We start from the raw sequence: 12764 nt of genomic DNA on the forward strand, positions 1-12764 counted from the left end.
CCTACGGGCTCCCTGCGTTTCCTCCCCCAGCGCGTCGACCAGAACGTGTTTCACATGCGTTGCCATCGGTGATCTCCTTCAGACCGCCCTACAGTAATTTAACCGGGGGGTGCTGTCTCACCTACATTGGCACAGAGGGGCGGCGACCTGGACCGGGCCGAGGCCGAGGCCCGGCAGGCACTGGCGATCTACGAGCCGCTGGACCACCCGGAGCACTGGAAGGTCTACGCCAGCCTCGCCGAGATCGCCCGCGCCCGCGGCGACGCCGCCACCGCGGACCAGTGGCAGGCCAAGGCCGCGGCCAAGCGTGCCGAGATGGACCGCCGCGCCCGTGGCGACGCCGGCGACCAGGGTGGCGACACCGGCCCGGCCGCCATCGACCCCGCCGACCCCCGCCACCGCGAGCCGATGCAGGCACTCGGCGCCCTGGCCCAGGCCGTCTACCAGGCCCGCGCCCAGGGCCAGCCCCTGCCCCCGGACGCCGCCGAGGCCCTGGCCCAGCTCGCCAACTACCCGGACCCGCTCCCCACCTACGCCGCCTTCCTGCAGGCCATCGCCGCCGGCACCACCCCCGCCCCCCCAACCCTGCCCGAGCCCCTGGCCGCCATCGCCACCGAACTGCTCGCGGCGCTGGGTTGATTGTTCACCTCGTGACACCGCTGCGCGGTGTCACGCCTGTTGTTCTGGCTCCAACGCGCAAGCGTTGGAGCAAGTCTCGACGCTCCAGCGTCGCGTAACACCCAGCGCCCAGCGCCGGGACGCTGGAGCGTCGGCGCGAGGCAGGAGCGGGCCGCCAAGGACGAAGCCTTGGCCGAGAACGAGCGGCTGAAGCGATTGCTCGCCGACCAGCCGGAACCGTCTGGCCCCGGGACGCGGTAGCCATCTCGGCCTGTCGTCCATTCCTGGTTCCGTAGAACACCCGGTCGAGTCAGCGACGCGGAACCTTCTTCGGTTGGTTCGGCGCGCGATGCGGTCCGCGCAGCGGACCCTACTCGGCTGATTGAATCGATCCTGACACCTTCCTGGTTGGAGGCTGCTTGCCTTACTATCATGTTCGCAAGGTTAAGCCGGATTGCGCGTTCCACGGCCCCGTGCCGGACCAGCCAGGCAGGGGGTTACGGCGTCAGCAGACTAGATAGACAGTTCCCCGACGAGAACGCTCCGTGGCAGCACCGAGAGCGCCATGTCTTCAGCCACACTATAAATGCGGCGCAGCTTGTCGAGTATCTCGATCTGCACGCGGTGCTTGAGCAGGCGATCCGGGTCGTCCTGAATGAGACGCGCGGCCTGTTGTCGGTGCAACTCGGCAGTGAGTTCCAGAATGGCCTCGCGATTCGCGACAACGGTCTGCGCCGCCCGCTCATCACGCTCCACCAGTGCCCGCAGCGCGGCATGCGCTGACTCCTGTATCCGTTTGAACAGATGTTTCAGCAACTCGGCGGTTTCTTGCGACGGGGTGATATCCGCCTCTTTCAGGGTGCGGGCCAGCGGTGCCAGTTCGCGGCTGATGGCCGCGCCCAGGTTCTCGATGTCGCCGGTGGCAGCAACCAGCCGTGCATGCTCGTCCGCCTCGACATCGCTGAGCTCGCCACGGCCGACGTGCTGAAGATAGGTGAGTACCGCTTCGCGCAGCACCACGACTTGGTCATAGTGCCGCGACAGTTCGCTGAGATTCCCGGTTTCAAAGGCAGACTTGACCTTCGCCAGCATCTCATCGGTGAGCTCACCCATGTGCCCGAGCTCCATGCGCGCACGTTCCAAGGCCATCGATGGCATCCGGATCAATGCATCGTCGAGATACCTGGGGCGGATGATGACCCGCTGCTCAACCGGCCGGTCGGGGATGATCTTGCTGGCCATCTTTGCAAACAACGCGGCGAACGGCAGGAAGATCAAGGTGTTGGCAGTGGCCCACATGGTTGCGGCGTTGGCGATCTGGCGTGGCACCTCTTCGGCAAGCCGATCCACTCCCTGCAGATGCGCCGCCACCGGCGAAACCAGCTCGGCGAGCCCCGCGAGTTGAGCGATGAACGGCAGCCAGATCAGGGCACCCAACACATTGAACAGGACATGCACGGCGGCGGCGCGCTTGGCATCCGGTGGCTTGCCGATCGCGGCCAGGATCGCCGTGATCCCGGTTCCGATCTTGGCCCCGAACAGGATCGCGATACCCGCCGGCAGCGACAGCAGCCCCTGGGTCGCCATGACCACCGTAAGCCCAATGGTGGCCGAGGACGATTGCACCAGCGCCGTAAACGCCGCGCCGGCCAGCATCCCGAGGACCGGGTTCTGCAGGGATTGCAGGAGGTGCGCAAAGCCCTCGTGCGTGCGCAGCGGCGACATGGCCGCGCCCATCACCGCCATGCCATAGAAGATCAGACCCAGCCCCATCGACATGGCGCCATAGTGGCGGGCGACGCCTTGCTTCCACACGGAGCCCATGAGAAAACCGATGGCGATCAGCGGATAGGCCAGCGCAGTCGTGTTGAACGCCACGATCTGCGCCGTCACCGTGGTGCCCACATTGGCACCGAAGATCACCCCGACCGACTGCACCAGGGTCATGAGCCCGGCACTCACAAATCCCACCACGAGTACAGTGGTCACCGAGGACGATTGGATCACCGCGGTCACGATGGCCCCGGTGATGGCACCCAAGACCGGGTTACCTGTCAGCTTGGCCAACAGCGTGTTCATCTGCCGACCGGCGGCGGCCTTCAACCCGTCGGTCATCTTCTCCATGCCGTACAGGAACAGCGCGAGCCCGCCGAGCAGCCCGATGGTCATCGTCAAGGGGTCCAGTTCAGTCATATTCAACCTCTCGTTTCGATTGGCAATGCGAATCGGAAATTCTTTGATAATCCATGAGACTCAGTCGCCGTGCCCCAGCCGACGGCGGAGCAGCCCCAGGCCGTGCTTGGCCAGCAGCGGGAAGAGACCCAGCAGGACCAATGAGCCGATCAGACCTGGCGAGAAGATGTCCGAGAGGCTCTCCACCTCCGCCAGTTGGGTCCCGGCATTCACATAGATGAGGATGCCGGCCAGCATGCCGAGCTGCGTCACCCAATAGAAGGTACGGGTCCGGATCGGCGTGAGGCCCATGACCAGGTTGATGATGAAAAAGGGGATGACGGGGATCAAGCGCAGTGAGAGCAGATAAAAGGCCCCGTCCTTGGCCATGCCGGCGTTGACCGCGACCAGCCGCTCGCCGAAATGGCGCTGCACCGTGTCATGCAGGACGAAACGCGAGAGCCAAAAGGCCAGGGTCGCGCCCAGGGCGGCGGCAAAGGAGGCCACCAGCGCGCCCTTCCAAAATCCGAACAGGGCACCGCCGACCACCGTCATCAGTGCAGTGATCGGCAGGAACAGGGTCACCAGCATGAAGATGACCGCATAGCCGCCGGTCACCAACAGGGCGTGTTGCCCATACCAGGCATCAAAGGCGTGGTGGCTCTCCTGGAAGGCCGCGAGCGTCAGGTGTCGGTGTAGACCCAGGATAAAGAAGGCCAGGATCAGGGCGGCGATGGGGAGCAGCAGGGCAAGTCGTTTCATAATCACACATTATGCTAAAGCTTTTAAGTAAAGAAGGGGTGGCCCAGGGTGTCCATCGTCCCGACCGGCACATCCCACCCCCACGTGCGACACCGTTCCAGCGGTGTCGCGCCAAGGCGCCGGTGGCCGACCGCCTTGCACACGGCGCGATCGCTGGTCCGCACAGCGGACCCTAAGGGCGCGGCCTTGCCCGGCTTGGCGCCACCCATCCTAAATGATAAATTGCCGGCCATCTGGGATTCGGACGGGTGCCGTGGGTACCCGCCGCCGATTGCCTGTGCCTGCCCGCACACGCCTGTCTACCCAACCTGTGGACTCTAGCACTCGTCAGGAGGATCGATGACCGCTTCCGCCCCAACTTCCGCCGCAGCCGCCACCCACCGCGAAGCGGTCTCAGTCGACTTTGCCTTGCAGGGCGGCGGCGCCCACGGGGCCTTCACCTGGGGGGTTCTGGACCGACTCCTGCAAGAGCCTTGGATCTCAATCGACGGGCTCTCCGGTACCTCGGCCGGGGCCATGAACGCCGCGGTGTTGAGCGACGGCTACGCCGAGGGCGGGGCCGCGGGCGCGCGCTCCGCCTTGGAGCGCTTTTGGAAACGGGTGTCTGATGGCGCCCTGTTGAGCCCATTGCGCCGCAGCCCCCTGGATATCCTGATGGGCAGTTGGACGATGGACAACTCACCGGCCTTCCTCACCATGGACTTGGCCGCGCGCCTGTTCTCGCCTTATGACCTGAACCCCGGCGGCTTCAATCCATTGCAGGAGATCCTGGCCAAGTCAATCGATTTCAAGCGGCTGGCACAGTCCCCGATCAAGGTCTTCGTCAATGCCACCAATGTGCGGACCGGCCGTCCGCGCGTCTTCCGCAATGCCGACCTGACGCCCGATGCACTGCTGGCCTCGGCCTGTTTGCCCATGATGTTTCAGGCCATCGAGATCGACGGGGATGCCTATTGGGACGGCGGCTTCTCCGGTAATCCCACCATGTCCTCGTTGGTGCGTGAATGCAGCGCCGACGATACGATCCTGATCCAGATCAATCCGGTGGAACGCCCAGGCACGCCGCGCTCGGCCCGCGATATCCTCAATCGCGAGAACGAGATTTCCTTCAATGCCCCCTTGCTCAAGGAACTGCGCATGATGGCCCTGTTGCGCAAGGTGGCGGACCCGGGCCAGAGCGAGGGCGCCCTGTGGGCCGCGATGCGGCTGCACCGGATTGCGAGCCCGGCGATGGTCGATCTCGGCTATTCGTCCAAGCTCAATGCCGAATGGGCCTTCCTGTGCATGTTGCGCGACGAGGGCCGCAAGTGCGCGGAGACCTTCCTGGAGCAGCATGGCGCCGACCTCGGTCACCGCGCCACCTTCGATATCGATTATCTGCTGGAAGGGATCTAACGCCATGGGCCTGATTGGAATTCTACTGGGGCTGGCGCTCCTCATCTGGCTTGCCTATCGCGGCTGGAGCGTCTTGTTGCTGACGCCCGTTGCGGCCCTGATCGCCGCGCTGTTTGCCGGCGAACCGCTCCTGGCGCACTGGACCCAGACCTTTATGGGCGGGGCGGCCGGCTTCCTGCGCCAATTCTTCCCCATCTTTTTGCTCGGCGCACTGTTCGGCAAGCTGATGGAGGACAGCGGGTCGGTGCAGTCGATCGCCCGCTTCATGGGTGAGCGCCTCGGCGCGCGTCACGCGGTGCTGGCGGTGGTGTTGGCCGGGGCCATGGTCACCTATGGCGGCGTCAGCCTCTTTGTCGCCTTTTTCGTGCTGGTCCCGATGGCCCAGTCGCTGTTCCGGGATGCGAACATCCCACGCCGACTGATGCCGGCGGCCATCGCACTCGGGACCTCCACCTTTACCATGTCCGCGCTGCCGGGGACCCCGGCGGTGCAAAACGCCATCCCCATGCCCTTCTTTCACACCACGCCCTTCGCCGCCCCCGGCCTTGGCGTAATCGCCGCACTGATCATGCTGGGCTTCGGTCTGTGGTGGCTGGGCCGCGGGGTGGCGTCGGCCCGTCGGGCCGGGATCGGCTACGGGGGCACCCTGGGCCTCACCCCCGACCGAACCGCAGACGCGGCGGCCGAGGACCCACTGGTGCGCGGGCGTGCCACGGTGGCGAGCAGCTTCGATCCGGCCGAGATTCACCACGGCCAAGTCAGCGCCGACCTGCCCCCGGTGTTCCTGGCCTTCCTGCCGCTGTTGGTGGTGGTGGGGGTCAACCTGGCGATGAGCCTGCTGGTCCTGCCGCAACTGGACCTCAACTATCTGGCGCAGGACCGCTGGGGCCCCACCTCGCCGGCCGAGGTCAGCGGGATCTGGTCGGTGGTCGTGGCCCTGACGGCGGCCATCCTGACCCTGTTGGCGCTGAACTGGAAGCGGTTGCCGCGCCTGCGCGAGAGCGTGGATGCGGGCCTGAATGCCTCGGTGCTGCCGGTGGTGAGTGTCGCCTGCCTGGTCGGCTTCGGCTCGGTGGTGGCCGCACTCCCGGCCTTTGAGCTGGTGCGCGCCTGGGTGCTGGGGATCGAGGGCGGCCCGCTGGTGTCGCTCGCGGTCTCGACCAACGTGCTGGCCGCACTCACCGGCTCGGCCTCGGGCGGACTGACCATCGCGCTGGAGTCGCTCGGCGCTCAGTACCTGCAGCTTGCCGCCCAGTACGGGATCGACCCGGCCCTGATGCACCGGGTGGCGGTGATCGGCGCCGGGACGCTGGACAGCCTGCCGCACAACGGTGCCGTCGTCACCCTGCTCGCGGTCTGCGGCTCGACCCACAAGGAGAGCTACATGGATATGGTGATGGTGGCCATCGTCGGTGCCATCATCGCGCTGGCGGCGGTCATTGTGCTGGGGACCCTGTTCGGGTCTTTTTAGAAGTCAGGCAGCGTCCTGGTGGGAGCGGCTTCAGCCGCGACGCGACCGGCGCTGTGCGCGCCGCGGCCAGCCGGAGCGACGAGTCTTTCCACGGGGGGAGCGATGACCAGACCAGATGCCGCACCATCGATCGCCCGCGCCGCAGCGGCCCGCGGGACCGGTTTTTTCGGCTGCTGGCTGCTGCTCGCCGGCCCCGGCTGGTCCAATCCGGCCGCGGCGCCCGTGGCCGATGTCGTGGTGGGCCTGTTGGCCGCCGCCGCGGCCACCTGGGCGAGCCTGCACCTGCTGGCGCCGACCCCGGGGCGGCTCAGGCTCGGTGCCTTGGGACGACTCGTCTTGCGCTTTCTCTGGCAATCCATCGTCGGTGGGATCGATGTGGCGCGGCGCGCCTTGGCCCCGCGGCTGTCCCTGCAACCCGGTTATCTGGTCTATCCGGCGCGGCCCCCGCCCGGGCCGCGGCGGGCGCTCTTCGGGGCACTCACCAGCCTGGTCCCTGGGACCTTGCCGGTCGGGACTGACTCGCGGGGCGCCTTGGTCTATCACTGTCTCGACCTGCGCCAGCCGGTGGCCGACGGGCTGGCCAGGGACGAGGCGCTCATGATCGCCGTCTGCGGCGAGGAGGCGACCGATGTCTGAGTTTCTGCTCGTCGCCGCGCTCTGCGTGTTGGGGACGGTCGCCCTGGGCCTGGTGGCGATCCTGCGTGGGCCGACGCCGGCAGACCGCCTGTCGGCGGCGCAGTTGCTCGGCACCGGCGGCGTTGCGGCGCTGCTGCTGCTGGGCGTGGCGACCGACACCGCGGGGGTGACGGACCTGGCCCTGGTGCTGGCGCTGCTCGCCGCCTTCGCCGCGGTGGCCTTCGTGACCCAGCGTACGCCCGCGGACGTCGTTGCCGAACCGGCTAGCCCGCCGGCTCAGGAGCCGGAATGACCCTCGCCCTCAACGTCTTCACCATCGTGGCGGTGGTCCTGGGCCTGGTGTTTTTTCTCGCCGGCACGGTCGGTCTGCTGCGCTTCCCGGATACCCTGACCCGCCTGCACGCCCTGACCAAGGCGGACAACCTGGGCCTGGGCCTGGTGGTGCTGGGCCTGCTGCCGCAGGTCGCCTGGCCCTTCGGTGGACTCAAGCTGATCGCGCTGTGGCTGCTCGCCTTGCTGGCCGGGGCGACGGTCGGCCCGCTGTTGGGGCACGCCGTCTGGACGCACGCGCGCGGCCGGGAGCCGCCCCCATGAGCCTCGCGCTGGCCGCCGATGCCGGCCTGGCCCTGCTGATCCTGGGGCTGGCGGTCTGGACCACCATCGCCCGCACGGCCTTTGGTGCGGTGATTGGCTTCATGGCCTATGGGTTCCTGGTCGCGCTCGTCTGGGTGCGCCTGGCCGCCGTGGATGTGGCCCTGACGGAGGCGGCGCTCGGCAGCGGGCTGACGGGCGTCCTGCTGCTCGGGGCCGCCGCGCGCCTGCCCCGCGATGCAGCCGCCGCCCGCCCCGGGTGGGGGCTGCGGCTCGCCGCGGGCGTGGTGAGCGCCGCGGTCGCGGCCGGACTCGCTGCCGTCGTCCTGCTGCTGCCGGTGCCGGGGCCGACCCTGGCGCCCGTGGCGACGGCCACCCTGCCCACACTCGGGCTCGGCAATCCGGTCACCGGCGTGCTCATCGCCTACCGCGCCATCGACACCCTGCTCGAATCCGTGGTGCTGGTGCTCGCCCTGATCGGCTTATGGTCGTTGGCCCGGGATGAGGACTGGGGCGGACGACCGGACGCGTTGCGCGCGGCCAACCCGGGTGCGGCCCTCGTCCTGCTCGCCCAAGTGCTGCCGCCGCTGGGCCTCCTGGTGGGCGTCCACCTGTTCTGGACCGGGGCCATCGCCCCCGGCGGTGCCTTCCAGGGCGGCACTGTGCTCGCGGCCATGTGGGTCCTGACGCTGGTGGCTGGGTTGACCCGTCCACCGCGTGTGGGCGGGCGTGGGGTGCGGCTGCTGCTGGTGGCCGGGCCGGCGCTCTTTCTCGCCATCGGCGTGGCCGGCTTCTGGTTGGGCGGGGCCTTCCTGGCCTATCCGGCGGCCGATGCCAAGCCGTTGATCCTGGCCATTGAGGCGGCGCTGACCCTGTCGATCGCGGTGGCCCTGGGGCTGCTGCTCGCGGGTCCGCCCGGAGCGCGCGAATGAGCAGCGTGACGCTCTTCGGCCTCTGCGGCGCGGCACTGGTGGGCTTGGGACTGTTCGGCCTGATCGTCCAGCCCGGGGTGTTGCGCAAGATCCTGGCCTTCAACCTGCTGGGCAGCGGCGTGCTCCTGCTGTTCGGGGTCATCGCGCGCCGCGGCGCCGCGGCCGGAATCGGCAGCGATCCGGTGCCCCAGGCGCTGATCATCACCGCCCTGGTGGTCGCCTTTGCGGCCACGGTGCTCGCGGTCGCCCTGCTGCGGCGGCTGGTGCAGGAGACCGGGCGGGATTCGTTGGACACCGATGGATAGCCTGTTCACCCTCACCCCGCCGGCGGCCTGGGGCGCCCCACTCCTGGTGACGGCCCTGATGCTGCCGGTAGCCGCCCTGATGCTGGCGTTTGTCCTCGGCGGGCGTCACGCGGAGCGGGTGGTACTGGCCACCCTGCCGATTGGACTCGGGGTGGCGGTCGCCATCGCCGCGGCGGTCCTTCACCAGGGCGCGACCCTGCATTATGACCTCGGCGGCTGGGCCCCGCCGCTCGGGGTCTCGCTGCACGCGGATGGGCTCTCCGCCACGCTGCTGCTGACCACGGCGGTGGTGCTCTGCGCCGTCGGGCTCTATGCCCGGGCCGACTTCCGCGTCCCGTCCGGGGCGCGCGAGGCGCGCGCGCCACTCGCGTTCTGGACCCTGCTGCTGGCGGTCTGGGCGGGGCTGAACGCCGTCTTCCTGGGCCAGGACCTGTTCAATCTCTATGTCGCCCTGGAACTGCTGACCTTCGCGGCGGTGCCCCTGGTGTGTCTGCGCGGCAGCCCGCAGACCATTGCCGCGGCGCTGCGTTATCTGCTCTTCGCCCTGCTGGGCTCGGTGCTCTATCTGCTCGGCGGGGCGCTGTTCTACGGGGCCTATGGCACCCTGGATATCGCCTTGCTGTCCGCCCGGCTGGCGAGCGGGGACCCGATCGCGCCGGCCGCCCTGGCCGCCGCTGCCCTGATGACGGCGGGCCTGCTCGCCAAGACGGCACTCTTTCCGCTGCACCTGTGGCTGCCACCCGCCCACGCCGGGGCCCCGGCGGCGGGGAGCGCCGTGCTCTCGGCGCTGGTGGTCAAGGCGTCCTTCTTTCTGATCCTGCGGCTCTGGTTCGATGTCATGCCCGACCCGCTGACACACCTGGCCGCGCAGGTCTTGGCCACCCTGGGCGCCGCGGCGATCCTGTTCGGCGGGATACTGGCCCTGCGGCAGGCGCGACTCAAGATGCTGATCGCCTACTCGACCCTGGCCCAGATCGGCTATCTGTTCCTGGTCTTCCCGCTGGTCGCGAGCCCCGCGGCGGCACCCGCCCTGGATCTGGTCCAGGCCCCGGGCGCCTGGACCGGGGGCGTGCTGCAACTGGTCTCACACGCCTTTGCCAAGGCCGCCATGTTCATGGCCGCCGGCCTGATCGCCGGGGCGCTGGGCCATGATCAAGTACGTGGGCTCGGCGGTCTCGGCCGGGTCCTGCCGATGACCGTCTTTGCCTTCGCGCTCGCCGGCCTGTCGCTGATGGGGCTGCCGCCGAGCGGCGGTTTCGCGGCCAAATGGCTGCTCCTCTCTGCCGCCATCGAGACCGGTCAATGGTGGTGGACCCTGGTGATGCTGGCCGGGGGGCTGCTCACCGGTGGTTACCTGTTCCGCGTGCTGGCCCCGGCGCTGTCGACGCGCGGCCCGCCCCTGACCCTGGTCAAACCGGTGGAGCGCTCCCGGGAACTGGTGGTGCTGGGACTGGCCCTCTGCTCGGTGGTGCTCGGGCTGGTGCCGCTGTCGTCCTTCGGATTAGTACAGATCGGGCGCCTCGGGGCGACCGGGATCGGGCTGCCGTGACCCAGTCCGGTCTGCTCGTCGCCGCGCTGGGGACGCCGGTCCTGACCCTACTCGCCTGTCTGTGGCGGCCGGTGCGGGAGCGGATGCTCGGCCTGCTGGTGCTGGCGCCGCTGCCGGCCCTGGTGGTGGCGGTCATGGCGCTCTTGGGGACCGGTGAGACCGCGCCCATGATCCTGGACCCGGGGCGGCTCCAGATCGGCCTGGCACTGGATCGACCCGGCACCCTGCTGCTGGGGGTCGCGGCGCTGCTGTGGAGCGCCGCCGGCGCCTATGCCTCAACCTATCTGCGCGGCAAGCCCAACGGCGGGCGCTTTGCCGTGTTCTGGTTGTTGACCCTGACCGGCAGCCTGGGCGTCTTCGTCGCCGCCGATCTGCTGAGCTTTTATCTGACCTTTGCCCTGGTCAGCCTGGCCGCCTGGGGGCTGGTGGCCCACGACGGCACCGTCCGCGCCCGGCGGGCTGGGGTCGTCTACCTGCTGCTCGCGGTCCTGGGGGAGGTCTTTCTGTTGCTGGCCTTCGTCCTTTTGGCGGTGGCGAGCCCGGGCGACAGCCTGGCGATCGGCGCGGTGGTGGCCGCCCTGCCGGGTTCGCCCTGGTGCGGCCTGACGCTCGGCCTCCTGATCGCCGGCTTCGGTCTGAAGGCCGGTTTGGTGCCCCTGCACGTCTGGTTGCCGATCGCCCACCCCGCGGCCCCGATGCCGGCCTCGGCGGTGCTGAGCGGCGTCATCGTCAAGGCCGGCATCATCGGCCTGATCCGCTTCTTGCCCTGGGATGCCGGGCTCGTTGACTGGGGCCAGGCGCTGACCGCGATCGGGCTTTGCACCGCCTTCTACGCCGTGCTGATCGGCATCACCCAGGCCAACCCGAAGACGGTGCTCGCCTACTCCACCGCGAGCCAGATGGGGCTCGTGGCCGCCGTGTTCGGCCTGGGGCTCGCGGCCGGCGACGGCACGGCGGTGACGGCAGGGACCTTCTACGCCGCCCACCACCTCCTGGCCAAGGGCGCGCTCTTCCTCGCCGTGGGGGTGGTCGCCGCCACCGACGCCCGGCGCCTCTGGCCGGTGCTGGTGCCGGCTGGGCTCCTGGCACTGGGCTTCGGCGGCCTGCCGCTGACCGGGGGCTTTCTCGCCAAGCTGGCGGTCAAGCCGGTGCTCGGGTATGGCCTGGTCGGGTGGCTCGGAACCCTGTCGGCGATCGGCTCCACGCTCCTGATGTCCCACTTCCTGCACCGGGTCGCCGCCAACCCGGCACCTGAACCGGGGGCCGCGGCAGCCCCTGGACTCGTCTGGCCCTGGTGGGTCATGTGCCTCGCCGCACTGGGACTGCCCTGGGTCCTGGCCCCGCTCGGCGGACTCGGACCCTGGTCCCACGCTTTAGGTTGGGCCACGCTGTGGGGCGGACTCTGGCCGGTTCTGATCGGCGGGTTGCTGGCCCTGGGGCTGCGCCGTTGGGGGGCGCACCTGCCCAAGGTGCCGGAGGGCGACCTCCTGGTGCTCTTGCGCAATGCGGGGCGCGTGGCCGCCGCCGTGGGCGACGCCATCGAACATGCGGACGGCTGGCTGCGGCGGTGGCCGGTCGCCGGGGTGTTACTGCTGGTGCTGGCGCTGGTCCTGTGGGGCGCTATGTTGGCCAGTACCCGTTAGCACAGCAATGAGGCGAGCCATGAATACCCTGAAGCCGTTTTCCGAAAGAGAAATCGCTTATGCAGCCTATGCATCGCGACAGGACTTCCTGCGTCAGCAGAGTTGCATCGAACGTGAACGACGCTCCATCCAGCAGGCGTTTGAGGAACAAAGTGCAGCACTGGAGGCAGGGCGGCAAGCACTGGAGGCCGAGCGACAGGCAAAAGAGGTCGCCCTCGCCGAGGTCGAGCGCCTCAAGGCACTGTTGAAATGCGTCAATCTCCCGGCGGGCTCCTGAGTCAGCGTTTCATCCCGCCCGGCAGCGCAAGGCGGCCGAGTCGATGGGTGACGCCTTAACGGGCCTTGATCATGATGCCGGCTGTTGAACCTCAGCGTGCTGGTGACACCCCTCCAGCAGCGTCACGCAGTTGTTCGGCGCGTTGCGCCACGAGGCCCGCGGGCGGAGTTAGGAGCGAGATTGCGGCGGGGTGCGGTAGCGGCGGGCGAAATATGGTGTTACGGCCTGGATTTTTTCAGTCTGGTACATTAGTATGCTAATGGAACCTAGCACACTAGTACCGCAGGATGAAAATCCTAATACCGTTTCTGAAGAGCGCGTTGTAAGATGCAAACTTCGTGATCTACTCTGGTTTTTTCGATGCCCTTGCTTCGTCCTGCGCCTGTCCTCGTAACCGATCGCGAGCGTCAACA

General features: G+C 68.4%; 13 protein-coding genes. 11 read left to right on the top strand and 2 right to left on the bottom strand.

The genetic code is table 11. The features are described 5' to 3' along the window. The first annotated feature begins 126 nt into the window (after positions 1-126). A complete protein-coding gene (locus tag QZX93_RS25515; RefSeq protein WP_295391277.1) occupies positions 127-639 on the top strand; it encodes a hypothetical protein in 513 nt (170 codons plus the stop codon). Positions 640-1131: 492 nt separating this feature from the next. Here QZX93_RS25515 and QZX93_RS25520 read toward each other — a convergent pair whose 3' ends face one another. Further along, the gene (locus QZX93_RS25520) at positions 1132-2811 is read right to left on the bottom strand and encodes a Na/Pi cotransporter family protein (RefSeq protein ID WP_295391279.1); all 1680 of its coding nucleotides are present in this window, start codon (positions 2809-2811) and stop codon (positions 1132-1134) included. Positions 2812-2871: 60 nt separating this feature from the next. Then, on the bottom strand, positions 2872-3552 hold the full coding sequence (locus QZX93_RS25525; RefSeq protein ID WP_295391281.1) for a VTT domain-containing protein: 681 nt from the start codon (positions 3550-3552) through the stop codon (positions 2872-2874). A gap of 339 nt (positions 3553-3891) precedes the next feature. Here QZX93_RS25525 and QZX93_RS25530 point away from each other — a divergent pair, with 339 nt between their 5' ends. The 10 genes from QZX93_RS25530 to QZX93_RS25575 all read left to right on the top strand — a co-directional run bounded on the left by QZX93_RS25530 (position 3892) and on the right by QZX93_RS25575 (position 12351). After that, complete coding sequence (locus QZX93_RS25530) at positions 3892-4947, top strand: patatin-like phospholipase family protein (protein WP_295391283.1); 1056 nt, start codon at positions 3892-3894, stop codon at positions 4945-4947. Between the two features lie 4 nt (positions 4948-4951). Further along, the gene (locus QZX93_RS25535) at positions 4952-6418 is read left to right on the top strand and encodes a GntP family permease (protein WP_295391285.1); all 1467 of its coding nucleotides are present in this window, start codon (positions 4952-4954) and stop codon (positions 6416-6418) included. 102 nt (positions 6419-6520) lie between these two features. Beyond that, positions 6521-7054: a Na+/H+ antiporter subunit E gene (locus QZX93_RS25540; protein ID WP_295391287.1), complete on the top strand. Its 534-nt coding sequence runs from the start codon at positions 6521-6523 to the stop codon at positions 7052-7054. Next, positions 7047-7346, top strand: a complete 300-nt coding sequence (locus QZX93_RS25545) for a monovalent cation/H+ antiporter complex subunit F (protein WP_295391289.1) — start codon at positions 7047-7049, stop codon at positions 7344-7346. Before QZX93_RS25540 ends, QZX93_RS25545 begins: the two co-directional genes overlap by 8 nt. Continuing rightward, complete coding sequence (locus tag QZX93_RS25550; RefSeq protein WP_295391291.1) at positions 7343-7648, top strand: monovalent cation/H(+) antiporter subunit G; 306 nt, start codon at positions 7343-7345, stop codon at positions 7646-7648. The genes QZX93_RS25545 and QZX93_RS25550 overlap by 4 nt, the downstream gene beginning before the upstream one ends. After that, positions 7645-8577 (top strand): hydrogenase subunit MbhD domain-containing protein, encoded by a 933-nt coding sequence (locus tag QZX93_RS25555; RefSeq protein ID WP_295391293.1) that lies wholly within the window; start codon positions 7645-7647, stop codon positions 8575-8577. The genes QZX93_RS25550 and QZX93_RS25555 overlap by 4 nt, the downstream gene beginning before the upstream one ends. After that, positions 8574-8882: an NADH-quinone oxidoreductase subunit K gene (locus QZX93_RS25560; RefSeq protein WP_295391295.1), complete on the top strand. Its 309-nt coding sequence runs from the start codon at positions 8574-8576 to the stop codon at positions 8880-8882. Before QZX93_RS25555 ends, QZX93_RS25560 begins: the two co-directional genes overlap by 4 nt. After that, the gene (locus tag QZX93_RS25565) at positions 8875-10431 is read left to right on the top strand and encodes a proton-conducting transporter membrane subunit (protein ID WP_295391297.1); all 1557 of its coding nucleotides are present in this window, start codon (positions 8875-8877) and stop codon (positions 10429-10431) included. The genes QZX93_RS25560 and QZX93_RS25565 overlap by 8 nt, the downstream gene beginning before the upstream one ends. Continuing rightward, the gene (locus tag QZX93_RS25570) at positions 10428-12074 is read left to right on the top strand and encodes a complex I subunit 5 family protein (protein WP_295391299.1); all 1647 of its coding nucleotides are present in this window, start codon (positions 10428-10430) and stop codon (positions 12072-12074) included. Before QZX93_RS25565 ends, QZX93_RS25570 begins: the two co-directional genes overlap by 4 nt. Before the next feature lie 19 nt (positions 12075-12093). After that, the gene (locus QZX93_RS25575; RefSeq protein WP_295391301.1) at positions 12094-12351 is read left to right on the top strand and encodes a hypothetical protein; all 258 of its coding nucleotides are present in this window, start codon (positions 12094-12096) and stop codon (positions 12349-12351) included. The last annotated feature ends 413 nt before the right edge of the window (positions 12352-12764 follow it).

This window comes from uncultured Thiodictyon sp. (genome assembly GCF_903946935.1).
Lineage (GTDB): Bacteria > Pseudomonadota > Gammaproteobacteria > Chromatiales > Chromatiaceae > Thiodictyon.

Excerpts from the sequence above, each read along its gene's own strand:
- QZX93_RS25555 (WP_295391293.1), top strand. The coding sequence starts at position 7,645 with ATGAGCCTCGCGCTGGCCGCCGATGCCGGCCTGGCCCTGCTGATCCTG.
- QZX93_RS25525 (WP_295391281.1), bottom strand. The coding sequence starts at position 3,552 with ATGAAACGACTTGCCCTGCTGCTCCCCATCGCCGCCCTGATCCTGGCC.
- QZX93_RS25550 (WP_295391291.1), top strand. The coding sequence starts at position 7,343 with ATGACCCTCGCCCTCAACGTCTTCACCATCGTGGCGGTGGTCCTGGGC.
- QZX93_RS25520 (WP_295391279.1), bottom strand. The coding sequence starts at position 2,811 with ATGACTGAACTGGACCCCTTGACGATGACCATCGGGCTGCTCGGCGGG.
- QZX93_RS25530 (WP_295391283.1), top strand. The coding sequence starts at position 3,892 with ATGACCGCTTCCGCCCCAACTTCCGCCGCAGCCGCCACCCACCGCGAA.
- QZX93_RS25540 (WP_295391287.1), top strand. The coding sequence starts at position 6,521 with ATGACCAGACCAGATGCCGCACCATCGATCGCCCGCGCCGCAGCGGCC.
- QZX93_RS25535 (WP_295391285.1), top strand. The coding sequence starts at position 4,952 with ATGGGCCTGATTGGAATTCTACTGGGGCTGGCGCTCCTCATCTGGCTT.
- QZX93_RS25560 (WP_295391295.1), top strand. The coding sequence starts at position 8,574 with ATGAGCAGCGTGACGCTCTTCGGCCTCTGCGGCGCGGCACTGGTGGGC.
- QZX93_RS25565 (WP_295391297.1), top strand. The coding sequence starts at position 8,875 with ATGGATAGCCTGTTCACCCTCACCCCGCCGGCGGCCTGGGGCGCCCCA.
- QZX93_RS25575 (WP_295391301.1), top strand. The coding sequence starts at position 12,094 with ATGAATACCCTGAAGCCGTTTTCCGAAAGAGAAATCGCTTATGCAGCC.
- QZX93_RS25545 (WP_295391289.1), top strand. The coding sequence starts at position 7,047 with ATGTCTGAGTTTCTGCTCGTCGCCGCGCTCTGCGTGTTGGGGACGGTC.